The 23126-nt window shown below is 72.2% G+C and carries 23 protein-coding genes; 17 read left to right on the forward strand and 6 right to left on the reverse strand.

Annotation, left to right across the window (positions count from 1 at the left end):
* Positions 1–74 precede the first annotated feature (74 nt).
* Complete coding sequence (locus tag ACTWJ8_RS29950; RefSeq protein WP_356379059.1) at positions 75–578, forward strand: universal stress protein; 504 nt, start codon at positions 75–77, stop codon at positions 576–578.
* 13 nt (positions 579–591) lie between these two features.
* Here ACTWJ8_RS29950 and ACTWJ8_RS29955 read toward each other — a convergent pair whose 3' ends face one another.
* Positions 592–1215, reverse strand: a complete 624-nt coding sequence (locus ACTWJ8_RS29955) for a response regulator (RefSeq protein WP_443260772.1) — start codon at positions 1213–1215, stop codon at positions 592–594.
* Positions 1212–2390 carry a sensor histidine kinase gene (locus ACTWJ8_RS29960; protein ID WP_356379063.1) on the reverse strand — a complete coding sequence of 393 codons (1179 nt, stop codon included), beginning with the start codon at positions 2388–2390 and terminating at the stop codon, positions 1212–1214. Before ACTWJ8_RS29960 ends, ACTWJ8_RS29955 begins: the two co-directional genes overlap by 4 nt.
* A 135-nt stretch (positions 2391–2525) precedes the next feature.
* Here ACTWJ8_RS29960 and ACTWJ8_RS29965 point away from each other — a divergent pair, with 135 nt between their 5' ends.
* Together ACTWJ8_RS29965 and ACTWJ8_RS29970 are read left to right on the forward strand one after the other, a co-directional pair.
* Positions 2526–3599, forward strand: a complete 1074-nt coding sequence (locus tag ACTWJ8_RS29965) for an ABC transporter permease (protein ID WP_443260773.1) — start codon at positions 2526–2528, stop codon at positions 3597–3599.
* Positions 3596–4297 carry an ABC transporter ATP-binding protein gene (locus tag ACTWJ8_RS29970; RefSeq protein ID WP_356379066.1) on the forward strand — a complete coding sequence of 234 codons (702 nt, stop codon included), beginning with the start codon at positions 3596–3598 and terminating at the stop codon, positions 4295–4297. The genes ACTWJ8_RS29965 and ACTWJ8_RS29970 overlap by 4 nt, the downstream gene beginning before the upstream one ends.
* Here ACTWJ8_RS29970 and ACTWJ8_RS29975 read toward each other — a convergent pair.
* Positions 4285–5085: an IclR family transcriptional regulator gene (locus ACTWJ8_RS29975; RefSeq protein ID WP_356379068.1), complete on the reverse strand. Its 801-nt coding sequence runs from the start codon at positions 5083–5085 to the stop codon at positions 4285–4287. The two genes, ACTWJ8_RS29970 and ACTWJ8_RS29975, sit on opposite strands and share 13 nt — an antisense overlap.
* 227 nt (positions 5086–5312) lie before the next feature.
* On the opposite strand from ACTWJ8_RS29975, the gene allB reads away from it, so the two are divergent.
* Positions 5313–6662 (forward strand): allantoinase AllB, encoded by a 1350-nt coding sequence (gene allB, locus ACTWJ8_RS29980; RefSeq protein WP_356379070.1) that lies wholly within the window; start codon positions 5313–5315, stop codon positions 6660–6662.
* Between the two features lie 121 nt (positions 6663–6783).
* Here allB and ACTWJ8_RS29985 read toward each other — a convergent pair whose 3' ends face one another.
* On the reverse strand, positions 6784–7515 hold the full coding sequence (locus tag ACTWJ8_RS29985) for an SDR family oxidoreductase (RefSeq protein WP_443260774.1): 732 nt from the start codon (positions 7513–7515) through the stop codon (positions 6784–6786).
* A 174-nt stretch (positions 7516–7689) separates the two neighbouring features.
* Between ACTWJ8_RS29985 and ACTWJ8_RS29990 the strand changes: the two genes are divergently transcribed.
* A complete protein-coding gene (locus tag ACTWJ8_RS29990; RefSeq protein ID WP_356379076.1) occupies positions 7690–8112 on the forward strand; it encodes a ribonuclease in 423 nt (140 codons plus the stop codon).
* An 86-nt stretch (positions 8113–8198) separates the two neighbouring features.
* Here ACTWJ8_RS29990 and ACTWJ8_RS29995 read toward each other — a convergent pair whose 3' ends face one another.
* Positions 8199–8348: a hypothetical protein gene (locus ACTWJ8_RS29995; protein WP_443260775.1), complete on the reverse strand. Its 150-nt coding sequence runs from the start codon at positions 8346–8348 to the stop codon at positions 8199–8201.
* 179 nt (positions 8349–8527) lie between these two features.
* Between ACTWJ8_RS29995 and ACTWJ8_RS30000 the strand changes: the two genes are divergently transcribed.
* From ACTWJ8_RS30000 to ACTWJ8_RS30030, 7 genes are all read left to right on the forward strand, one after another.
* Positions 8528–9799, forward strand: coding sequence for a sensor histidine kinase (locus ACTWJ8_RS30000; RefSeq protein WP_356379081.1), 1272 nt, complete (start codon positions 8528–8530; stop codon positions 9797–9799).
* 29 nt (positions 9800–9828) lie between these two features.
* The gene (locus ACTWJ8_RS30005; RefSeq protein ID WP_356379084.1) at positions 9829–10497 is read left to right on the forward strand and encodes a response regulator transcription factor; all 669 of its coding nucleotides are present in this window, start codon (positions 9829–9831) and stop codon (positions 10495–10497) included.
* A gap of 138 nt (positions 10498–10635) precedes the next feature.
* The gene (locus ACTWJ8_RS30010) at positions 10636–11826 is read left to right on the forward strand and encodes a cytochrome P450 family protein (protein WP_443260776.1); all 1191 of its coding nucleotides are present in this window, start codon (positions 10636–10638) and stop codon (positions 11824–11826) included.
* A 140-nt stretch (positions 11827–11966) separates the two neighbouring features.
* A complete protein-coding gene (locus ACTWJ8_RS30015) occupies positions 11967–12800 on the forward strand; it encodes an IclR family transcriptional regulator (RefSeq protein ID WP_356379090.1) in 834 nt (277 codons plus the stop codon).
* A gap of 117 nt (positions 12801–12917) precedes the next feature.
* Positions 12918–14582: an OPT/YSL family transporter gene (locus tag ACTWJ8_RS30020; protein ID WP_443260777.1), complete on the forward strand. Its 1665-nt coding sequence runs from the start codon at positions 12918–12920 to the stop codon at positions 14580–14582.
* Positions 14583–14640: 58 nt separating this feature from the next.
* Entirely contained in the window at positions 14641–15708 is a 1068-nt protein-coding gene (locus tag ACTWJ8_RS30025; protein ID WP_356379096.1) for a hypothetical protein, read from the forward strand.
* Between the two features lie 104 nt (positions 15709–15812).
* Positions 15813–17072 carry an alpha/beta fold hydrolase gene (locus ACTWJ8_RS30030; protein WP_443260778.1) on the forward strand — a complete coding sequence of 420 codons (1260 nt, stop codon included), beginning with the start codon at positions 15813–15815 and terminating at the stop codon, positions 17070–17072.
* A gap of 4 nt (positions 17073–17076) precedes the next feature.
* Here ACTWJ8_RS30030 and ACTWJ8_RS30035 read toward each other — a convergent pair whose 3' ends face one another.
* Positions 17077–18081, reverse strand: a complete 1005-nt coding sequence (locus tag ACTWJ8_RS30035; RefSeq protein ID WP_443260779.1) for a Gfo/Idh/MocA family protein — start codon at positions 18079–18081, stop codon at positions 17077–17079.
* 144 nt (positions 18082–18225) lie between these two features.
* Here ACTWJ8_RS30035 and ACTWJ8_RS30040 point away from each other — a divergent pair, with 144 nt between their 5' ends.
* The 5 genes from ACTWJ8_RS30040 to ACTWJ8_RS30060 all read left to right on the forward strand — a co-directional run bounded on the left by ACTWJ8_RS30040 (position 18226) and on the right by ACTWJ8_RS30060 (position 23126).
* Complete coding sequence (locus ACTWJ8_RS30040) at positions 18226–18990, forward strand: GntR family transcriptional regulator (protein WP_356379105.1); 765 nt, start codon at positions 18226–18228, stop codon at positions 18988–18990.
* A gap of 104 nt (positions 18991–19094) precedes the next feature.
* Positions 19095–20105, forward strand: a complete 1011-nt coding sequence (locus ACTWJ8_RS30045; RefSeq protein ID WP_443260780.1) for a sugar ABC transporter substrate-binding protein — start codon at positions 19095–19097, stop codon at positions 20103–20105.
* 137 nt (positions 20106–20242) lie between these two features.
* A complete protein-coding gene (locus ACTWJ8_RS30050) occupies positions 20243–21247 on the forward strand; it encodes a sugar ABC transporter substrate-binding protein (protein ID WP_443260781.1) in 1005 nt (334 codons plus the stop codon).
* Positions 21244–22293, forward strand: a complete 1050-nt coding sequence (locus ACTWJ8_RS30055; protein ID WP_443260782.1) for an ABC transporter permease — start codon at positions 21244–21246, stop codon at positions 22291–22293. Before ACTWJ8_RS30050 ends, ACTWJ8_RS30055 begins: the two co-directional genes overlap by 4 nt.
* Entirely contained in the window at positions 22290–23126 is an 837-nt protein-coding gene (locus tag ACTWJ8_RS30060) for an ATP-binding cassette domain-containing protein (protein WP_443260783.1), read from the forward strand. The genes ACTWJ8_RS30055 and ACTWJ8_RS30060 overlap by 4 nt, the downstream gene beginning before the upstream one ends.

Raw genomic sequence — 23126 nt, forward strand, 5'->3', positions numbered from 1 at the left:
GGCCAATCAGCGTACAGAGTGGGTGCCGATCGGCGAGGAGTGGCCTGGAGGAGGCCGCGGCGAGGAGGGGTGTCATGGACGGCGAGCGGGTCGGTGGGCGTGTGGTGGTCGGGGTCAGCGGCTCCCCGGCGAGCCTGGCCGCGCTGCGCTCGGCGGTGGCCGAGGCCCGGCGCTCGGACCGTCCGCTGGTGGCGGTGCTCGCGTGGGAGCCGCCGGAGGGCGAGGCGATGTACCGGCGGTGGCCGGACGCGGCATGGGCCAGGCACTGGCACGTACAGGCCCGCGCCCGGCTCGCGGAGGCGTTCGACGAGGCGCTCGGCGGGATCCCGTACGACGTCGACGTGACGCCGCGCGTGGTGCGCGACCGGCCCGGCGCCGCGCTCGTCGAGACCGCGACGCACCCCGACGACCTGCTGGTGATCGGCGTACGCCCGCGCAGCCTGCGCCGCGCCGCGCACCGCCACGTACGACGGCACGCCGTGTGCCCGGTGCTGACCGTGCCGGTACGGCCGCTGCTGCGCACGGAGCTGCGGGCGCTGCGGCGGATGAGCGCGGCGGACTTCGAGGCGACCGGCTGAGAGAGGCGACCGGCTAGGGGCGGCGCAGGAGTCCGTCCCTGGTTGCACGGGCGACCGCCGCCGTGCGGGAGTCGACGCCCAGCTTCGCGTAGATGTGCACGAGGTGGGACTTGACCGTGGCCTGGCTCAGGAAGAGTGCGCGGGCGATCTCCGCGTTGGACAGGCCGTCCCGCACGTGCCGCAGGACCTCGAGCTCGCGCCGGCTCAGCGCCTCAGCGGGCGCCCGCATCCGGTCCATGAGCCGGTCCGCGACGGCGGGCGCGAGCGCGGAACGCCCGGAGGCCGCCGTGCGGACGGCCGCCGCGAGCTCCTCCGGCGGGGCGTCCTTCAGGAGGTAGCCGGAGGCCCCCGCCTCCACCGCCGCGAGGATGTCGGCCTCGGTGTCGTACGTGGTGAGCACCAGGACGCGCGGCCCTCCGTCGAGCGCCGCGATCCGCGCGGTGGCCTCGGCGCCGTGCATCTGCCCCGCCCCGAACTGGAGGTCCATCAGGACGACGTCCACGTCCCCCGCCAGCTCCACTGCCCGCTCGGCGGTGGCCGCCTCCGCGACGATCGCGAAGTCCGGCTCGGCGTCGAGCACGGCCCGCAGGCCCGCCCGTACGACGGGATGGTCGTCGGCCAGCAGCAGCCGGATCACGCGGCACCCCCGGCGGGCATCGGCAGCGTCACCGCGACGGCCGTGCCGCCGCCGGGGGACGACTCGACGGTGAACGTGCCGCCGAGTTCCGCGACCCGGGAGCGCATCGCCGGGAGGCCGAAGCCGCCGTCGCCCGCCGGGGCCAGGGCCGGGTCGAAGCCCGCGCCGTCGTCCACCACGTCCAGGGCCACCGAGGTCTCCATGAAGCTGAGGGTGATCTCCGCCCGGCGCGCCCCCGCGTGCCGCACCGTGTTGCCGAGCGCCGACTGGGCGATCCGCAACAACGCCACCTCGTACGGGGTGGGGAGCTCGAGCGGCGTGCCGCTCACCGAGAAGCGCGCGGTCAGTCCGGGCGCCGTCGCGCACAGCCGGTCGAGCGCGCCCGCGAGCGAGCCGCCGTCGAGGTCGGGCGGTGACAGGGCCCGCACGAAGCGGCGCGCCTCCGCGAGATTGTCCTGCGCCGTCGCCCGCGCCCGCTCGACATGCCCGGCGGCGGGGGAGCCGGCGGGCAGTTCGCGCCCGGCCGCGACCAGCAGCAGCTGGATCGACGACAGGCCCTGCGCCAGCGTGTCGTGGATCTCGCGGGCGAGCCGCTCCCGCTCGGCCAGCGTGCCGCTCGCCCGCTCCGCCGCCGCGAGCTCGGCCCGCGTGGCCACCAGCTCCTCGATCAGCTCGCGCCTGCGCTCGCTCTCCCGGTACAGCGCCTGGTACCCGAGCACGGTCGCCACGGCCACGGCCGCCCCGAGCAGCGGCCCTATGAACGCCCCCGGGTTCACGGCCCCGTCATGCCCGACGTACGAGCCGATGGCCGCGCACGCCGCGAGCGTCACCGCCGGGACGCCCCAGCGCGCGGGCAGCAGATGCAGCAGCAGGAAGTACAGCGGGAACGCCAGCCACAGCGCGTCCGGCGACAGCACGAGCAGCACCGCCCACACCCCGCCCAGCGCGGCCAGCCACCACGCGGCGCCCGCCCGCGTCCCCCGTACGACGGGCAGCGCGGCGCCCACCCCGTAGACGCCGCCCATCGCCACGGCCACCGTCACGACCGCGGCGACCGGCTCGGCGGAGCGGCCGGTCAGGGCGCGCACGACGACGAGCGCGAGCAGGCCCGCCGTCAACAGATGCAGACAGAGGCGCAGCGCGCGCAGGGCGGGCGTGAGCGAACGTGGATCCATACGCTCACCAGCGTACGAACCCCGGACACGGAAGCGGTCAACCGAAAGTTTGAAAGCCGCGTCCCCCCTTCGATTCGGGTGAAGCGTGCTGTGGCGCGATGCCCGCGCGGGCCCCGGGGCAGCAGGCTTGGCCGCATGTTCGTCGCATGGAGGGATCTACGGTTCGCCCGGGGCAGGTTCGCCCTGATGGGAACCGTGATCGTACTGATCACGCTGCTCGTGGGACTGCTGTCGGGACTGACGGCGGGGCTCGCACGGGACAACACGTCGGCGCTCACCGGGCTGCCCGCCGACCATCTCGCCTTCGCCCGGCCCGCCGACAGCCAGTCGGTGTCGTTCACCGCGTCGACGGTGCGCCCGGCGCAGTGGCGGGGGCTCGCGGACGAGGAGGGCGTCGAGAGCGCGGAGCCGCTCGGCATCGGCACGGTCAACGCCAAGTCGGGCCGGCACACGGCGGCCGTCTCCGCGTTCGGCGTGCGCCCCGACTCAGGGCTCGCGCCCGACACCACGGCGCCCGGCACGGCGGTCCTGTCCACCAAGGCGGCCAAGGAGCTGGGCGTCTCCACCGGTGACCGGGTCGGCCTCGGTGGCGCGCGGCTCACGGTCGCGGCGGTCTCCGGCGACGCCTCGTACAGCCACACGCCCGTCGTCTGGACCGACCTCTCCGACTGGCAGCACGTGACGCCGACCGGCGGGACCGGCGCACGCGCCACGGTGATCGCGCTGCGCACCGCGCCGGACGCCGACCTGAAGGCCGCCGACGAGGCGGCGGGCACGGAATCGAGGACCATCGACGACGCGCTGACCGCCATAGGGTCCTACCAGGCCGAGAACGGCTCGCTGCAACTGATGCGCGGCTTCCTCTTCGTCATCTCGGCGCTCGTCGTCGGCGCGTTCTTCACGGTGTGGACGATCCAGCGCAGCGCCGACATCGCCGTCCTGAAGGCGCTCGGCTCCTCGACCCGCTATCTGCTGCGGGACGCGCTCGGCCAGGCGGTCCTGATGCTCGTCGCGGGCACGGCGATCGGCACGGGTCTCGCCACTCTCATCGGGGTCTTCGTCCCGGACACCGTGCCGTTCGTCCTCGACCCGCTGACCGCGCTCGGCCCGGCCGCCGTCATGACGGTCCTCGGCCTCGCGGGCGCCGCCCTCTCCGTCCGGCGGATCACCTCCGTCGACCCCCTCACCGCACTCGGGAGCGCCCGATGAGCCTGCACCTCGACGACATCACCCTGACCTACCCCGACGGCGACGGCCGCCTCACCGCCCTCGACCGGGTGCGCCTCACGGTCCCGGCCGGCAGTCTCACCGCGGTGGTCGGCCCGTCGGGCTCCGGGAAGTCGAGCCTCCTCGCCGTCGCGGCGACGCTCGTCGCCCCCGACAGCGGCCGCGTGCTCGTCGACGGCACGGAGGCCACGGCCCTGACCCGTACGGAATCGGCGGAGCTGCGCCGCCGCGCGATCGGCATCGTCTTCCAGCAGCCGAACCTGCTGCCGTCCCTTACGGCCCTGGAACAACTCCAGGTGATGGCCCACCTGGAGGGCCGCAAACCCCGCGAAGTACGGGACCGGGCACGGGAGTTGCTGGACGCGGTCGGCCTCTCCGCCCAGTCCCACCGCCGCCCGCACCAGCTCTCCGGCGGTCAGCGCCAGCGCGTGAACATCGCGCGGGCCCTGATCAACGAGCCCCGGGTCCTCCTGGTCGACGAGCCGACGAGCGCCCTCGACCACGAACGCGGCGCGGCGGTCCTGGACCTGCTCCGCAAGCTGACGAGGGAGCGCGAGACGGCCACCGTCCTGGTGACACACGACAGCGACCACCTGACGGTGGCGGACGAGGTGCGAGAGATGCGGGACGGCGCGCTTCACGCGCCGGCCGCTTCAGACCTGCGACGTCAGCCGCTCTGACCGGAACTGGCCAGCGCCTCCGACAATTCACGCGCCACCTGCTGCAGCACCGGCACGATCTTCTCCGTGGCGGCCTCCGTCACCCGCCCCGCGGGCCCGGAGATCGAGATCGCCGCCGCGGTGGGGGAGTCCGGCACGGACACCGCGAGGCACCGCACCCCGATCTCCTGCTCGTTGTCGTCGACGGCGTACCCGGCCCGCCGCACGTCCTCGAGCGCGTCGAGGAACCCCTCGGGCGTGGTCAGGGTCTTCTCGGTCGCGGCCGGCATCCCGGTCCGCCCGAGCAGCGCCCGCACCTCGTCCGCGGGCGTGTACGCGAGCAGCGCCTTGCCCACACCGGTCGAGTGCGGCAGCACCCGGCGGCCCACCTCGGTGAACATCCGCATGGAGTGCTTGGACGGCACCTGGGCGACGTACACGACCTCGTCGCCGTCGAGGAGCGCCATGTTCGCGGTCTCGCCGGTCTCCTCGACGAGGCGCGCGAGGTACGGCCGCGCCCACGTGCCGAGCAGCCGGGACGCGGACTCACCGAGCCGGATGAGCCGGGGCCCGAGCGCGTACCGCCGGTTGGGCTGCTGGCGCACGTAGCCGCAGGCGACCAGCGTGCGCATCAGGCGGTGGATCGTCGGCAGCGGCAGCCCGCTGCTGGCGGAGAGCTCGCTGAGGCCGACCTCACCGCCCGCGTCGGCCATCCGCTCGAGCAGGTCGAAGGCGCGCTCAAGGGACTGGACGCCGCCGGTGGGTGCGGACTTGGCGGCATCAGTGGTGCTGGCGTTGGACGTCGGCACAGCGCGTTCCTTTCGAGGTGGCAGGCAGAACTGCACCTTACCGGCGGGTTCCCGGTCAGTGATCCCTTGACCAACAAGTTCGTCGGTAGCTACGTTCTGCGTGTCGGAATTCTAATTCCACTTTGTGGAAACGTCCAGGGCCTGCGGCTCTGTCGGTCGGGTCTTGACGGTTCCCGAAGTCTGAGTGAAAGTCCTTCAACAGAACGTTGAAGCTTGAGGAGGCCCACGTGGCGGACGCCGTCCAGATCGAACTCGTGCTGCGCTCGACGCGCGTCATCACTCCCGAAGGTACGCGCCCGGCCTCGGTCGCCGTCGCCCAGGGGAAGATCGCCGCGGTGCTCCCGCACGACGCGGAGGTCCCGGCGGGGGCCCGCCTCGAGGACTTCGGCGACGACGCGCTGCTGCCCGGCATCGTCGACACGCACGTCCACGTGAACGACCCGGGCCGCACCGAGTGGGAGGGCTTCTGGACCGCCACCCGCGCCGCGGCGGCCGGCGGCATCACGACCCTCGTCGACATGCCCCTCAACTCCCTGCCGCCGACCACGACCGTCGACAACCTTCGTACGAAGAAGGACGTGGCCGCCTCCAAGGCGCACATCGACGTCGGCTTCTGGGGCGGCGCGCTGCCCGACAACGTCAAGGACCTGCGCCCGCTGCACGACGCCGGGGTCTTCGGCTTCAAGTGCTTCCTCTCGCCCTCCGGCGTCGACGAGTTCCCGCACCTGAACGCCGATCAGCTCACCACCTCCATGGCCGAGATCGCCGGCTTCGGCGGGCTGCTCATCGTGCACGCCGAGGACCCGCACGAGCTCGACGTGGCGCCCCACAACAGCGGCCCCAAGTACGACGACTACCTGGCGACCCGCCCGCGCGTCTCCGAGGACGTCGCCATCAAGGGCCTCATCGACACCGCCAAGCGGATCGGCGCCCGCGTCCACATCCTGCACCTGTCGTCCTCCGACGCGCTGCCGCTGATCGCCGCCGCCAAGGCCGAGGGCGTCGAGCTGACCGTCGAGACCTGCCCGCACTACCTCACGCTCACCGCCGAGGAGGTCCCGGACGGGGCCAGCGAGTTCAAGTGCTGCCCGCCGATCCGCGAGGCCGCCAACCAGGACCTGCTGTGGCAGGCGCTCGCCGACGGCACGATCGACTGCGTCGTCACCGACCACTCGCCGTCCACCGCCGACCTGAAGACCGACGACTTCGCCACCGCGTGGGGCGGCATCTCCGGTCTCCAGCTGAGCCTCTCCGCCATCTGGACCGAGGCCCGCAAGCGCGGCCACTCCCTCGAGGACGTGGTGCGCTGGATGTCCGAGCGCACCTCGAAGCTGGTCGGGCTCGACGACCGCAAGGGCGCCATCGCCGCCGGTCACGACGCCGACTTCGCGGTCCTCGCCCCCGAGGACACCTTCACCGTCGACCCGGCCGCCCTCCAGCACCGCAACCGCGTCACCGCGTACGCGGGCAAGACGCTGCACGGTGTCGTGAAGTCGACCTGGCTGCGCGGCGAGCGGATCGTCGCCGACGGCGAGTTCACCGCCCCGCAGGGCCGGCTGCTCGAAAGGGCGAAGTAAGGCCGTGTCCCAACTGGCGACCCGCCACGCGGAGTTGGTGCAGTAGCCCGCTACTCTGCTCGACTTGCGGGGCACACCGGCCTGACAGCACCGGTGTGCCCCGCATCCTCGTTTCCCGGCGTTACGCGGCGTGCCCGCCGTCCACCGCGAACTCGGCGCCCGTCACGTACGAGGCCCCGTCACCGGCCAGATACGCGACCGTCGACGCCACCTCGTCCGCGCCGCCGTACCGGCCGAGCGCCGTCGCCGCGGCCTGCGCCGCCGCGTACGGCCCGTCGGCCGGGTTCATGTCGGTGTCCGTCGGGCCCGGGTGCACGATGTTCGCCGTGATCCCGCGCCCGCCCAGCTCACGCGCGAGCGCCTTCGTCAGGCCGATCAGCGCCGCCTTCGTCGTGGCGTACAGCGTGCCACCGGGACCCGGCACGTGCTGCGCCATGCAGGAGCCGACCGTGACGATCCTGCCGCCCTCCGGGAGCCTCGCCGCCGCGGCCTGCGAGGTGAGGAAGACGCTCCGCACGTTCACGTCGAGCGCCCGGTCGACCTCCGCGACGGAGAACCCCTCCAGCGGCCCGAGCGCGCCCACGCCGACGTTGTTGACCAGCACGTCGATCCGGCCGAGGCCCGCCACCGTCCGCTCGACCGCCTCCGCCGCCTCACCGGCGTCCGCCGCGTCGGCCCGCACCGCGAGCCCCCGCCGCCCCTCCGCCTCGACCCGCCGCACCACCTCCTCCGCGGCCTCCTTTCCCGCTACGTAGGTCAGCGCCACGTCGAAACCGTCCCGCGCGAGCCGTACCGCCGTCGCCGCGCCGATACCGCGCGAGCCGCCGGTCACCAGCGCCACCTTGCCGTTCATGTCGCCTCCTGTGGGAGCGGATGTTGTGGCTTCAAGTACAGCGAGCGCCGGGGCCAGGGGCTGGCGGCAAATGGACATGAACCTCCCCCTTGACCTGGGACGCCGGTGAACTGGAGGAAAACAAGCGGAAGTTGGTGTTGACATGCCCACCTCTACGCGCGTCACACTGTGGGCATGAAGAATCCCCCACGCTTCATACGTGCCGTCGTCGCCGCCTCCGCCGTCCTCCTGGTCGGCGGACTCGGCGCCTCCACCGCGACCGCCGCCGCACCCGCCCCGGCCGTCGCCTCCCACAGCGTCTCGGCCGCCGCCGTCGGCGACATCTGCTACTCGGCGCTCCCCGCCGAGGCGCACGACACCCTGGACCTCATCGAGCAGGGCGGACCGTACCCGTACGAGCAGGACGGGACGGTCTTCTCGAACCGGGAGGGCATCCTGCCCGCCCAGTCCTCCGGCTACTACCACGAGTACACGGTGATCACGCCGGGCTCGGACGACCGCGGCGCCCGCCGCATCGTCACCGGTGAGGCCGACCAGGAGGACTACTACACGGCCGACCACTACGAGTCCTTCGACCTCGTCGACTACGGCTGCTGAGTCACTCCTCCCACCGAGTCACTTCTTCCGCTGGGCCTCGACGGCCGCGAACAGGGCGATCGCCAGCACGATCAGCGCGATGCTGCCTACACCTCGCGGCCGTCGAGGAACCCGACCCGCTCGATCAGCCCCCAGCCGAGCCACCCGGTGCACGCGTGCAGGACGCCGACCCCGCCCTGGATCAGGGCGAAGCCGCCGACGACCTCCACCAGCTGCAACCACTGCTTCTTGTTCATGCACAGGACTCTCGCCCCGCGGACCCCCCACCCGTATCGGCCGCGGGGCGAGCCCCGTACGACTCCGGCAGCGGAGTACGGGCGCCGTCCGCGACCAAAGTCGACGGGGGTGCGACTTTGGTCGCGGATGCGGCGTTCGAGTCGGTGCCGGACGCCCGCGGTGCGTAGATTTGTCGACCATGGAGGCAGTGCGGCAGACCGGAACCCCGCAGGCGGAGCGGACGCCCGCCGAGCGGTGGCGCCGACGGCTGCTGCCCTCGGCCGTCGCCGACGAGCTCGACCTGGACCCCGAGGGCAGGCCCGGACGCAGACGGCGCACCGCCCGTGACTGGATCGTCGACTTCAGCTGCTTCGGGATCGCCGTCTTCTTCGGCCTGATCTTCTCCGAGCAGGTCTGGGACGACCCGCACCTCGCCCCCGCCTTCGCCTGGATCGACCAGGTGCTCGGCGCCGCCGCCTGCGCCGGGGTCTGGCTGCGCAGACGCTGGCCGCTCGGGTACGCCGTCGCGATGATCCCGATCGGCTTCCTGTCCAACACGGCGGGCGGCGCGTCCATGATCGCCCTCTTCACGCTCGCCGTGCACCGCCCGTTCCGCTACATCGGCTGGGTCGCGGGCATCTCCGTCGCGCTCGTCCCGCTGTTCTTCTGGGTGCGCCCCGACCCCGAGTCCTCCTACCTGGTGTCGGTCTCGTTCACGATCGTCCTGTCGATCACGGTCGTCGGCTGGGGCATGTTCGTACGCTCCCGGCGCCAGCTCCTGATGTCGCTGCGGGACCGGGCCCGGCGCGCCGAGACCGAGGCCGTGCTCCGCGCCGAGCAGGCGCAGCGCCTCGCCCGCGAGGACATCGCGCGCGAGATGCACGACGTACTCGCCCATCGCCTCACCCTGCTGAGCGTGCACGCGGGCGCCCTGGAGTTCCGTCCCGACGCGCCCCGCGACGAGATCGCCCGCGCGGCGGGCGTCATCCGGGAGAGCGCGCACGAGGCGCTCCAGGACCTCCGCGAGATCATCGGCGTGCTGCGCGCGGGCGACCACGGCGACGAGTCGGGCCGCCCGCAGCCCACCCTCGCCGCGCTCGACGCGCTGGTCGCCGAGTCCCGCGACGCCGGCATGAAGGTCGACCTCGACAACCGGGTCCCCGACCCGGGCACGGTGCCCGCCGCCACCGGACGCACCGCCTACCGCATCGCCCAGGAGGGCCTCACCAACGCGCGCAAGCACGCCCCCGGCGCCGAGGTCGCCATCGCCGTCGAGGGCGGCGCGGGCGAAGGGCTCACCGTCGTCGTGCGCAATCCGCCGCCGCCCGGCGAGGTACCGCACGTCCCCGGCTCGGGACAGGGCCTCATCGGCCTCACCGAACGGGCCACGCTCGCCGGCGGCCGCCTCACCCACGGACCCGAACCCGACGGCGGATTCGCGGTGCGCGCGTGGCTGCCGTGGCCGCAGTGACGGGGCGGCGATCTCGCTACGGTGGCCCCATGACCGCGATCCGCCTGCTCATCGTCGACGACGACCCGCTCGTGCGCGCCGGACTCACCTTCATGTTCGGCGCCGCCGACGACATCGACATCGTCGGCGAGGCCGCGGACGGCAGCGAGGTGGACGCGCAGGTCGCCAGGCTCCGCCCCGACGTCGTCCTCATGGACCTGCGCATGCCCACCCTGGACGGCCTCGCCGCCACCGAGGCACTACGCGCGCGTGCCGACGCGCCCGAGGTGATCGTCCTGACCACGTTCCACGCCGACGAACAGGTGCTGCGGGCGCTGCGCGCGGGCGCCGCCGGATTCGTCCTCAAGGACACCGCGCCCGGCGAGATCGTCGAGGCCGTACGCCGGGTCGCGGCAGGCAGCCCGGTGCTCTCGCCGACCGTGACCCGGCAGCTCATCACCAAGGCGACGGGCGACGACCCGGCGCTCGACCGGCGGGCACGCGCGCGTGCCCGCATGGCCGAACTCGCGGACCGGGAGCGGGAGGTGGCCGTCGAGGTGGGCCGCGGCCGGTCCAACGCCGAGATCGCCGCGACGCTCTACATGAGCGTCCCCACCGTCAAGACCCACGTCTCGCGCATCATGGCCCGCCTCGACCTCAACAACCGCGTCCAGATCGCGCTGCTCGCCCACGACGCGGGCCTCCTCGACGGCGACTGAACAGCGGCGGCCACGGGGCGGAGAGCGGGCTGTACTTCGACACCCTCGGGACTTCGACACCCTCGGGACGGGAACGCACGGGCGATGCCGCGAGTTGAACCCGGTGAAGCGGGAATCCGGACGGACGGGAGCCACGACATGACGGGCAGCGCCGACATCATCGACCTGGGCGACCTCGCCGGCGGAGCCCGCCGCTTCCACGCCGACCCCTACCCGGTCTACGAGCGCCTGCGCCGCGAGGGCCCGGTCCACCACGTCCGCACGCCGGGGCCGGGCCCCACCGAGGACCTCTACCTGATCGTCGGCCACGAGGCGGCCCGCGCCGCGTTCACCGACCCCCGCCTGGTCAAGACACCCCCGTGGGGCCTCGAGGGCGACATGATGGGCCTGCACCTCCTCTTCGCGGACCCGCCGGAGCACGGCCGCCTGCGCGCCCTCGTCACACGGGAGTTCACGCCGCGCCGGGTCGCCGCCCTCGGCCCCCGCATCCAGAAACTCACGGACGAGCTGCTCGACGACATGGTGCCGCGCGGCAGTGCCGACCTGATCGGGGCGCTCGCCTTCCCGCTCCCGTTCGCCGTGATCTGCGAACTGCTCGGCGTCCCCGACATCGACCGCGAGCGCTTCCGCCGGATGTCGACGCAGGTCGTGGCGCCGACCAGCGAGGAGGACGCGTACGCGGCGCACGTCGAACTGGTCGCGTTCCTGGACGAGTTGATCGCGGCCAAGCGCCGCGCGGCCCCCGCCGACGACCTGCTGAGCGCGCTGATCCGCACGACGGCGGAGGACGGCGACCGCCTCTCGCCGAGCGAACTGCGCGCGATGGCCTTCCTCCTCCTCGTGGCCGGCCACGAGACGACGGTCAACCTCATCGGCAACGGCGTGCGCGCCCTGCTCCACCATCCGGACCAACTCGCCGCCCTGCGCGCCGACATGAGCCTCCTGGACGGCGCGGTGGAGGAGATGCTGCGCTACGACGGTCCGGTGGAGACGGCGACGCACCGCTTCGCGGCCGAGCCGGTCGAGATCGACGGCACGGTGATCCCCGCGGGCGCCCCCGTCCTCATCGGCATCGCCACGGCGGGCCACGACCCGCACCGCTTCGAGGCCCCCGACCGCTTCGACATCCACCGCGACGCCCGCGGCCACGTCGCCTTTGGCCACGGCATCCACTTCTGCCTCGGCGCCCCCCTGGCCCGCCTGGAGGGCCGCATCGCCATCCGCTCCCTCCTGGAGCGGTGCCCGGACCTGGCCCTCACCGAGGAACCGGAGGAATGGCTGCCGGGCATGCTCATCCGCGGCACGCGGAGCCTGTTCGTACGGTGGTGACCGGTGGGTGCCCGACGAGGTCCGGCCATGTGGCGGAAAACCCTTGACACCCTCGCCCCCCTGCTCCCATAGTTCTCGCCCCTGAGCGCAACGGCGTTGCGCTCAGCGCACCGAGCAAGGGTACGGAGAGGAGCGAGGCGATGGCCGAGGCGACCGGTACGAGCGCCGACGACACCGCGCACGAGGCCGACGGGCCCGACGGCGCGGACGCCCTCGCGCCACCCGCGCCCGGCGTCCTCCAGGGCGCCGACCGGGCCCTGCTGGCGCTGCTCTCCTTCACGGAGCGGCGCCCGGAGTGGGGCGTGAGCGAGATGGCGCGCCGGCACGGCTGGGACAAGGCCGTCGCCCAGCGCATCCTCACCACCCTCACCTCCCGCTCCTTCCTGACCTGCGACAGCACCACCCGCCGCTACAGACTCGGGCCCGCCGTCTCCCGGCTGGCCCGGGCCGGCGAGCACAGCGGTGTCCTACCCTCCCTGGTCCGCCCGATCCTCGCGGGGCTGCTGCGCGAGACCGGCGAGAGCGTCGTCCTGAACGTGCCGCAGGGCGCCGGCTACCGCTGCGCCGCGGCCGTCGACGGCACGGGGCCGATCCGCTACACCGCGATCATCGGCGCCGTCATGCCCGGCCACGCGGGAGCCTCCGGCCACGCGATCTTCGCCCACTACCCCGAGGCCGAGATCCGCCGGCTGTTCGGAGCCACCCCGCTCCAGCGCTTCAACGACCACACGGTCACCGACCTCGACGAACTCCAGGCCCGGTACACCGAGGTGCGCACCCAGGGCTACAGCGTCAGCCACGGCGAGTACGACGAGGCGGTCGCGGCCGTCTCCGCCCCGGTGTTCCAGGCCGGCGCCGTGGCCGCCTCCCTCACCGTCATCGGCCCGGCGACCCGCGTCTCGCGCGCCGCCGACCGCATCATCGAACTCGTCCTGTCGGGAGCCGAGGAGGCCACGGCCGCCTTCGGCTCCTGACCCCCACCCCGTCCGGCCCGTACGCGCGACCAGCACCACCGCCGTACGCGGCTCCAGCCTGCCCACAACCAGCCCTGCCCCGCCCCGGGCCGGGCCCGCCCACCAAGGGGTGCCCCCGTGTCGCACCACACCTCTCCGTCCGCCACCGCACCGCCCCCGCCGGGCGGCGCCGGGCAGGGCGCATCGCCGGCCGGCGCCGGCCACCCGCGCGTCCGTGAACCCGTCGTGTTCGTCGTCATCGCCGTGCTCTCGGTCGTCGGCGCCGTCATCGGCGCGGACCTCGTCGCCAAGCTGGGCATCTCCGCGAACACCTCGGTCGTCGGCGCCCTGATCGCCATGCTGATCGGCCGGATCCCGCTCGCGGGCCTGCGCTCGATGCGCTCCGTGCACCGGCAGAACCTCGCCCAGAGCGCGATCTCCGCGGCCACCTTCGCCTCGGCGAACGCCCTGCTGACCTCGGTCGCCATCCCCTACGTCTTCGGTCGCCAGGACCTGGTCTGGCCGATGCTCGCCGGGTCGTTCGCGGGCCTGCTCATCGACACCTGGGTGCTGTACCGGTCCTTCGGCTCACGGCTGCTGCCCGCCGACGGGGCCTGGCCGCCCGGCACCGCGGCCGCCGAGACCATCAAGGCCGGCGACAAGGGCGGCAAGCGCGCCCTCGTGCTCGGCGCCGGCACCCTCGTCGGCGTCGGCGGCACCCTGCTGAGCCTGCCGCTTTCCGCTGCGGGCGTCGCCTTCCTCGGCAACGTATGGGCGCTGCTCATGTTCGGTGTGGGCCTCGGCCTGCGGGAGTTCAGCCCCGCCCTGTTCCACACCGACCTCGGCGCGGGCTATGTGCCGCACGGCGTCATGGTCGGCGCCGGAGCGGTCGCGCTCGGACAGGCCGTGGTCATGCTGGTGCGCCGCCGCACGCCGGCCGAACCCTCGCCCGCCGCCGCGCCGGCCGACCCCACCACCGCGTACACGGCCGACGAGAAGCAGCTGCGCCGCTCCCTCGTGCGCGGCTACGCCCTCTTCGTGGCGGGCGCCGTGCTGCTCGCCGTGCTCGGCGGGCTGATCGGGGACATGAGCCCGCTCGGCATCGTCGGCTGGGTGCTGTTCGCCGCATTCGCCGCCCTCGTGCACGAGCTGATCGTCGGCCTCGCCGCCATGCAGTCAGGCTGGTTCCCGTCCTTCGCCGTCACCCTGATCTTCCTGGTCTTCGGCCTGCTCATCGGCATCCCCTCCGTCCCGCTCGCCCTCCTCGTCGGCTACGTCTCCGCCACCGGCCCCGCCTTCGCCGACATGGGCTACGACCTCAAGGCCGGCTGGCTGCTGCGCCGCGACCACCGGCCCTGGGACCCGTTCGAGCGCGAGGGCCGCCGCGAACAGTTCCGCGCCGCGCTCATCGGCTTCGCCGCCGCGCTCGCCGTCGTGGCCGTGCTCTGGCAGCCGTACTTCAAGCAGGGACTGATCCCGCCCGTCGCGAAGGTCTATGCCGACACCGTCAAGCACGGACTCGGCGAGCCAGGAGTGCTGCGCACGCTGCTGATCTGGGCGATTCCCGGCGCCCTCATCCAGCTGATCGGCGGCACGAAGCGGCAGATGGGCGTGATGCTCGCGACCGGTCTGCTGATCCTCACCCCGCACGCCTGCTGGATGGTCATCGCCGCCCTCGCGGTCCGCGTCGGCTACCGCAAGTGGCGCGGCCCGAAGGCCGACGAGGAGCTGAACCTCGTCGGCGCCGGACTCATCGCGGGCAGCTCCCTGGGCGACTCCGCCCAGATCGTCAAGGCGGGCTGACCAGCCCCCTCCCCAGCCACCTCTCGCACACGCACCACCGCAAGGAGAAGGATTCACCATGGAGATGTTCAGCCGGCTCGAACCGCGGTCCGAGTACCTGAGCTACGAACTCGCCCTCGCCGCCCGCAAGCTCGTCGAGCAGGTCATGCTCGTCAAGCCCGGCGAGCACGTCGTCCTCACCGGCGACACCAGCAGCGACCGCCGCGTCGTCGACGCCACCGCGCAGGCCGTCGCCGCCGCAGGCGCGCACCCCGTCGTCGTCTGGTCCGAGACCATGCCCAGCTCCTCCATGGAGCCGCCGCGCCCCGTCGCCGGCGCCATCGCCGACGCCGACGTGTGGATCGAGTTCGCCGTCTCGTACGTGATGCACTCCGACGCCTTCCGCCGCGCGATGGCGAACGGCTGCCGCTACACCAACCTGACCGCCATGGACGTGCACATGCTCGTCGCGACGGTCGGCCGCCCCGACTTCCAGGGCGTCATCAAGCTCGGCAACGCGCTCGTACGTCTCCTGGAGCAGGCCGACGAGGTACGCATCACCTCCGCCAACGGCACCGACATCACGGGTCGCAACGGCGACCGCCCGATCAACCTGCGCGGCAAGCCCGCCGAGAAGCCCGGCGAGACCGTCATGCTCTCCGGCCAGATCTCCTGGAACCCCCTGGAGGAGACCCAGGACGGCGTCCTCGTCTTCGACGGCGCCCTGTGGCCGCCGGACCAGCTGGGCCTGCTGCGGAACCCGGTGCGCTGCACCGTCGAGAAGGGTGTCGTGACGAAGATCGACGGCGAGGGCCAGGACGCCGAGATCTTCCGCCGCTGGATGGAGTCCTGGGACGACCCGAACATGTTCCGCGTCGCCCACTGGTCGCTCGGCTTCAACCCGGGCGTGCCCGCGCCCACCGGCCGCATCGTCGAGGACGAGCGCGTCTTCGGCTGCGTGGAGCTCGGCATCGGCACGAAGGGGGCGTGGATCGGGGGCGAGCCGTGGGTCTCCGCCGCGCACACGGACGGCTCGATCCTCGGCCCGTCCATCTACCTGGACGGCGAGTGCATCGAGAAGGACGGGGTGTACGTGCACCCCGAATTGGTCGAGATCTGCCGCGAGTTGGGTGTGGCGGGTTACTGACACGCCGCACCGTGGCTTAGGTCGCGCAGTTCCCCGCGCCCCTGAAAGGGGCGCGGGGAACTGCGCAATCCTTCGCCCCGTCCTACCCCAGGAGTCACCCCACCATGACCACCTACCGCCACAACGGCCTCGTCTGCACCGACCACACTCTCGACGTCCCCCTCGACCACGCTCGCCCCGACGGTCCGCGCATCACTCTGTTCGCCCGCGAGGTCGTCGCCGAGGGCACGGAAGGGCGTGAACTGCCCCGACTGCTCTGGCTCCAGGGCGGCCCCGGCGGTCGTGCGGAACGGCCCAACGCCGCCGGAGCCTGGCTGCGCCGCGCCCTGAAGGAGTACCGCGTGGTCCTCCTCGACCAGCGAGGCACCGGCCGCTCAACCCCCGCCGACCGCACCACGCTCGCCGCCCACCCGGACCCGGCGACGTACCTCACGCACTTCCGCGCGGACGCCATCGTGCGCGACGCGGAACTGCTGCGGCGCCACCTCCAGGGCGACCGCCCCTGGACGGTCCTCGGCCAGAGCTTCGGCGGCTTCAGCACGCTGACCTATCTGAGCTTTGCCCCCGAGGGCATCGAGCGGGCCCTGATCACCGGCGGCCTCCCCACGCTCACCGGCCACGCGGACGACGTCTACCGCGCCGCCTACCGCCGGATGCTCGAAGGCAACTCCCGCTACTTCGCGCGCTATCCGCAGGACCAGGCACTGGCCGAGCGGGTGGCGGACCACCTGACGAAGCACGACGTGCGCATGCCGTCGGGGGAGCGGCTGACCGTCCGCCGCTTCCAGACGACCGGCATCACCTTCGGCACCTCGTCCGGCTTCGACACGCTGCACTATTTGCTGGAGTGCGCGTTCGTCCCCGGCCCGAACGGCCCCGCGCTCTCCGACCCGTTTCTGCGCGGCGTCGACGCGGTCGTCTCCTTCGCCCCGCGCCCCCTGTACGCGGTGCTGCACGAACCGATCTACGCGCAGGGCGGCCGGGCCACCGACTGGTCGGCCCACCGGATCCGCGCCGAGTTCCCGGAGTTCGACGCCGAGGGGCCGGGGCCGCTGCGGCTCACCGGCGAGATGATCTACCCGTGGATGTTCGACGAGGACCCGGCCCTCGTCCCGCTCAAGGCTGCGGCCGAGACGCTCGCCCACCGCACGGACTGGCCCGCCCTCTACGACCTCGACCGGCTCGCGGACAACGAGGTGCCGGTCGTCGCCGCCGTCTACCACGACGACATGTTCGTCGACCGCGAGCAGGCCCTGGAGACGGCGTCCCTGGTGCGCGGGCTGCACCCCTGGGTCTCCGAGCGGCATCTGCACGACGGCGTGAAGGCGGACCCGGCCGTCCTCGACCGGCTCCTGACGATGTAGCGGGTCAGCCCCCCGCGATCTCCCCCACCCGCACCACCCTCCGCTCCGCCCGCGACAGTTCGCAGGCCTCGGCGATGCGGAGGGCGTGGAGGGCCTCGTGGCCGTCGCAGGGGTTGGGGCGTTCGCCGCGGGCGACGTCGACGAAGGCCTTGAGTTCGGCCTCGTACGCGGGGGCGAAGCGTTCGAGGAAGCCGGGCCAGGGCTTGGTGGCGGCGGGCGGGCCCTCGGGTTCCGTGGAGGTGACGGGGGTGCGGTCGTCGAGGCCGACGACGACGGTGTCCCGCTCGCCGGAGAGCTCCATGCGGACGTCGTATCCCGCGCCGTTGCAGCGCGTGGACGTGGCGGTGACCAGGGTGCCGTCGTCGAGAGTGAGGAGCGCCGCGGCCGTGTCCACGTCCCCGGCCTCCCGGAACATGGCGGGTCCGGCGTCGGACCCGGTCGCGTACACCTCGACGACCTCGCGCCCGGTCACCCAGCGCACCATGTCGAAGTCGTGGATCAGACAGTCCCGGTAGAGCCCGCCGGAGAGCGGCAGGTAGGCGGCCGGGGGCGGCGCCGGGTCGGAGGTCATCGCCCGCACGGTGTGCAGGCGGCCCAGCCTGCCCTCGCGCACGGCGGCCCGCGCCGCCGTGTACCCGGCGTCGAAGCGGCGCTGGAAGCCGAGCTGGAGCACGGTGCCCGCCGCGTCGACCTCGGCGAGCGCGGCCAGCGTGCCCGGCAGGTCGAGCGCGATCGGCTTCTCGCAGAACACCGGGAGCCCGGCCCGCGCCGCCCGTGCGATCAGATCGGCGTGCGCCGACGTCGCCGCGGTGATCACGAGCGCGTCCACGCCCCAGGTGAAGATCTCGTCGACGCTGGGCGCCGCCGTCGCCCCGATCCGGTCGGCGAGCGCGACCGCCCGCGCGGGCTCCGCGTCGGTCACGACCAGCGAGCCCACCTCCCGGTACCGCTCCAGTACGCCCGCGTGAAAGGTGCCGATGCGGCCCGTTCCGATCAGTCCGATGCGCATGGCATCCAACGGTGGCGCGGCCCCGGGCGGGTGTCAATCGTTTGTCCTGACAAACACCCGGCTGCCGCGGGCCGGAACAGGGTTTGTCCGGACAACCTGACCTCCGGCTTCCCGTCGGCATCCCGCCCCCGCTACCCTCGCCCCGTGGCCAAACCCCCAGCCGACCCGACCGTCGACCTCGGTCTCAGCGTCGACCGCAGCAGTCCGGTCCCGCTGTACTTCCAGCTGTCCCAGCAGCTGGAGGCGGCGATCGAGCGCGGCGCCCTGACCCCCGGCAGCCTGCTCGGCAACGAGATCGAGCTGGCCGGGCGCCTCGGCCTGTCCCGGCCCACCGTCCGCCAGGCCATCCAGTCCCTCGTCGACAAGGGGCTGCTCGTGCGCCGCCGCGGCGTCGGCACCCAGGTCGTGCACAGCCAGGTCAAGCGGCCCCTCGAGCTCTCCAGCCTGTACGACGACCTGGAGGCGGCGGGCCAGCGCCCCGAGACCCGGGTCGTCGAGAACACCCTCGTGCCGGCGTCCGCCGAGGTCGCCGCCGCGCTCGGTGTCGCCGAGGGGGAGGAGGTGCACCGCATCGAGCGGCTGCGCCTCGCCCACGGCGACCCGGTCGCGCACCTCCGCAACCACCTGCCCACCGGACTCCTCGCCCTCGACGACGAGCGGCTCGCCGCGACCGGCCTCTACCGCCTCATGCGGGCCGCGGGCATCACCCTGCACAGCGCCCGCCAGTCCGTCGGCGCCCGCGCCGCCACCGCCGTCGAGGCCGAGCGGCTCGGCGAGAAGGAGGGCGCCCCGCTGCTCACCATGGAGCGCACGACGTACGACGACACCGGCCGCGCGGTCGAGTTCGGCTCGCACACGTACCGCGCCTCGCGCTACTCCTTCGAGTTCCAACTCCTCGTACGCTCCTGAGAGTTGGCCGTCCGAATGTTCTGACAAATGCATTGACGCTGCGGTGGGACCCCGCTACAAACTCCTCCAGCCGCACCGGGCGGCGGAGGAGAGGTGGCTCCACCATGCGCACGATCCGCACCGGCCGTACGGCCGCAGGCTCCGTAGCTCTCGTCGCCGTGATCGCGCTCGCCGCCGGATGCAGCGGCTCGGGCGGCAAGGACTCCGAGGACAAGGCCGACGGCGGCGGGGGCGGCGGCAAGGCCGTCACGACGCCGCGCATGAAGATCGCCATGGTCACGCACTCCGGCGAGGGCGACACCTTCTGGGACATTGTGCGCAAGGGCGCCCAGCAGGCCGCCGACAAGGACAACGTGCAGTTCCTCTACTCCAACGACAAGGAGGCCAAGGGCCAGGCCGAGCTGGTGCAGGCCGCGATCGACAAGAAGGTCGACGGGATCGTGGTCACGCTCGCCAAGCCGCAGGCCATGCAGTCGGTCCTCGCCAAGGCGAAGGCGGCCGACATCCCGGTCGTCTCGATCAACTCCGGCTCCGAGTTCTCGGCGAAGTTCGGCGCCCTCAGCCACATCGGCCAGGAGGAGGGCGTGGCCGGCGAGGCGGTCGGCACCGAGCTGACGAAGCGGGGCAAGAAGAAGACCCTGTGCGTCATCCACGAGCAGGGCAACGTCTCCCTGGAGCAGCGCTGCGACGGCGTCCGCAAGACGTTCAAGGGCAGCGTCGAGAACCTCAACGTGGAGGGCACGAACGCGCCGTCCGCCCAGTCGTCCATCGAGGCGAAGCTCCAGGCCGACAAGGACATCGACGCCGTCGTCGCGCTCGGCGCCCCGATCGCCGCGCTCGTCGTGAAGGCGGAGGGCGACGCGGGCAGCAAGGCGGAGATCGCCACGTTCGACCTGAACGCCGAGGTCGTCCGCCGCCTGAAGGCCAAGGAGGTCGCGTTCGCCGTCGACCAGCAGCCGTATCTGCAGGGCTATCTGGCGGTGGACGAACTGTGGCTCTACAAGACGAACGCGAACGTGCTCGGCGGCGGCAAGCCGGTCTTCACCGGACCCGCGATCGTCACCGAGAAGGACGTGCCGCGCCTGGAGAAGTACACCGCGCGCGGTACCCGGTGAATGGATGCATGATCCCCGTGACCCATACTTGTGCGTTTGGGACCGTAATGGGGTCCTCCAGGACCGATGTACGGTCCGCCGGGATCGGCCCGCCGGTCCCGGTCGACGACGCAGCAGACCAAGAAGGGCACGGCCTCGTGGCACGGTTTCGGACCTGGGTGAGCATCGCGGTTGCGGGGGCCCTCGGCCTCTCGCTCGCCGGGTGCAGCAGCACCGGCGGCAAGCGGGCGGAGGACGCCAGGAAGGCCCAGGCCGCACAGGGCAAGGCGGCGGTGAACACCCCCCGCTGGACCTTCGCGATGATCACCCATTCGGGCGATGGCGACACCTTCTGGGACATCGTCCAGAACGGCGCCAAGCAGGCGGCGACCAAGGACAACATCAACTTCCTCTACTCGCACAACGAGGAGGCGAACCAGCAGGCGCAGCTCGTCGACGCCGCCATCGACAAGAAGGTCGACGGCATCGTCGTCACGCTCGCCAAGCCGGACGCCATGAAGTCCGCCCTCGCCCGCGCCGAGAAGGCCGGCATCCCGGTGATCACCGTGAACTCGGGCTCCGAGATCTACAAGAAGTACGGCGCGATCGCGCACATCGGCCAGGACGAGACGATCGCCGGCGAGGCCGTCGGCAAGGAGCTCAACAAGCGCGGCAAGAAGAAGGCGCTCTGTGTCCTGCACGAGCAGGGGAACGTCGGGCACGAGCAGCGCTGCGAAGGCGCCAAGAAGACCTTCGACGGCACGATGCAGAACCTGTACGTCGAGGGCACCAACATGCCCGACGTGCAGTCCTCCATCGAGGCCAAGCTCCAGTCCGACCACTCCATCGACGCCGTCGTCACGCTCGGCGCCCCGTTCGCCGCCACCGCCGTGAAGGCGAAGGAGGACGCGGGCAGCAAGGCGGAGATCGACACGTTCGACCTCAACGACAAGGTCGCGCAGAGCCTCAAGGACGGCAGCCTCGGCTTCGCCGTCGACCAGCAGCCCTACCTGCAGGGCTACGAGGCCGTGGACCTGCTCTGGCTCTACAAGTACAACGCCAATGTGCTGGGCGGCGGCAGGCCGGTCCTCACGGGTCCGGAAGTGGTCACCAAGGACCAGGCCGCCAAGCTCCAGGAGTACGCGAAGCGGGGGACCCGATGAGCACGACGGCTCCACAGAGCGCGGAGAAGATCGACGAACGGCTCGTCAAGACCTCGCCCTGGAAGAAGCTGATGGGTCGGCCCGAGCTGGGGTCGATCGTCGGCGCGCTCGCCGTCTTCATCTTCTTCGTGATCTTCGCGGACAGCTTCCTGCGGGCGTCCAGCCTCTCGACGGTGCTCTACGCCTCGTCGACCATCGGCATCATGGCCGTCCCGGTCGCGCTGCTGATGATCGGCGGCGAGTTCGACCTGTCGACCGGCGTCATGGTCACCTCGTCGGCGCTGATCTCGTCGATGTTCAGCTACCAGATGACGGCGAACACCTGGGTCGGCGTCGGTGTCTCGCTCCTGGTGACGCTCGCGCTCGGCGTCTTCAACGGCGTCATGCTGACCCGCACCAAACTCCCCAGCTTCATCATCACGCTCGGCACGTTCCTGATGCTGACCGGAATGAACCTGGGCTTCACCAAGCTGATCAGCGGAACCGTCTCCACGAAGTCGATCGCCGACATGGAGGGCTTCGACTCGGCCAAGTCGGTCTTCGCCTCCACGTTCAGCATCGGCGGCGTCGACTTCAAGATCACGATCCTGTGGTGGCTCGCGCTCATCCTGATCGCCACGTGGATCCTGCTGCGCACCCGGATCGGCAACTGGATCTTCGCGGTCGGCGGCGACCTGAACGCGGCCCGCGCGGTCGGCGTCCCCGTCAACAAGACGAAGATCGGCCTCTACATGGGTGTCGCGTTCGGCGCCTGGATCTCCGGCCAGCACCTGCTCTTCTCGTACGACGTCGTGCAGTCCGGCGAGGGTGTCGGCAACGAGCTGATCTACATCATCGCGGCCGTCATCGGCGGCTGCCTCATCACCGGCGGGTACGGCTCGGCGGTGGGCGCGGCGATCGGCGCGCTGATCTTCGGCATGACCAGCAAGGGCATCGTGTTCGCCGAGTGGAACCCGGACTGGTTCAAGTTCTTCCTCGGGGCGATGCTGCTCCTCGCGACCCTGCTCAACGCGTGGGTCCGCAAGCGCGCGGAGGCGACGAAATGACCACCGATACGCGTACGCCGCTGGTCGAGCTGGACGGCGTCAGCAAGTACTACGGGAACATCCGGGCGCTCGACGACGTGTCGCTCGTCGTCCACGCGGGGGAGATCTCCTGCGTCCTCGGCGACAACGGCGCCGGGAAGTCGACGCTCATCAAGATCATCGCGGGGCTTCACCAGCACGACGGCGGGCGGTTCACCATCGAGGGCGAGGAGACCCGCCTGTCGAACCCGCGCGACGCGCTGAACCGGGGCATCGCCACGGTCTACCAGGACCTCGCCGTGGTGCCGCTGATGCCGGTGTGGCGGAACTTCTTCCTCGGGTCCGAGCCCACGAAGGGGACGGGCCCCTTCAAGCGCATGGACGTCGAGTTCATGCGGCGCACGACGCACGAGGAACTGGCCCGCATGGGCATCGACCTGCGCGATGTCGACCAGCCGATCGGTACGTTGTCCGGCGGCGAGCGGCAGTGCGTCGCCATCGCCCGCGCCGTCTACTTCGGCGCGAAGGTCCTCGTCCTCGACGAGCCGACGGCCGCGCTCGGCGTCAAGCAGTCCGGCGTCGTCCTCAAGTACGTCGCCGCGGCGCGTGACGCGGGTCTCGGCGTGGTGCTGATCACGCACAATCCGCACCATGCGTACCTGGTGGGGGACCGGTTCGTGCTCCTGAAGCGCGGGGCGATGTTCGGCAGCAACACGCGCGACGAGATCACGCTCGACGAACTCACCCGTCAGATGGCGGGCGGCAGCGAGCTGGACGACCTCCGCCACGAGTTGGAGCGGGCGCCGGTCCCCACCCGCCTGGGCGGCCACACGCCCCCCACGGCGGACAAGTAG

The sequence above is a fragment of the Streptomyces sp. SDT5-1 genome (assembly GCF_052245995.1).
GTDB lineage: Bacteria > Actinomycetota > Actinomycetes > Streptomycetales > Streptomycetaceae > Streptomyces.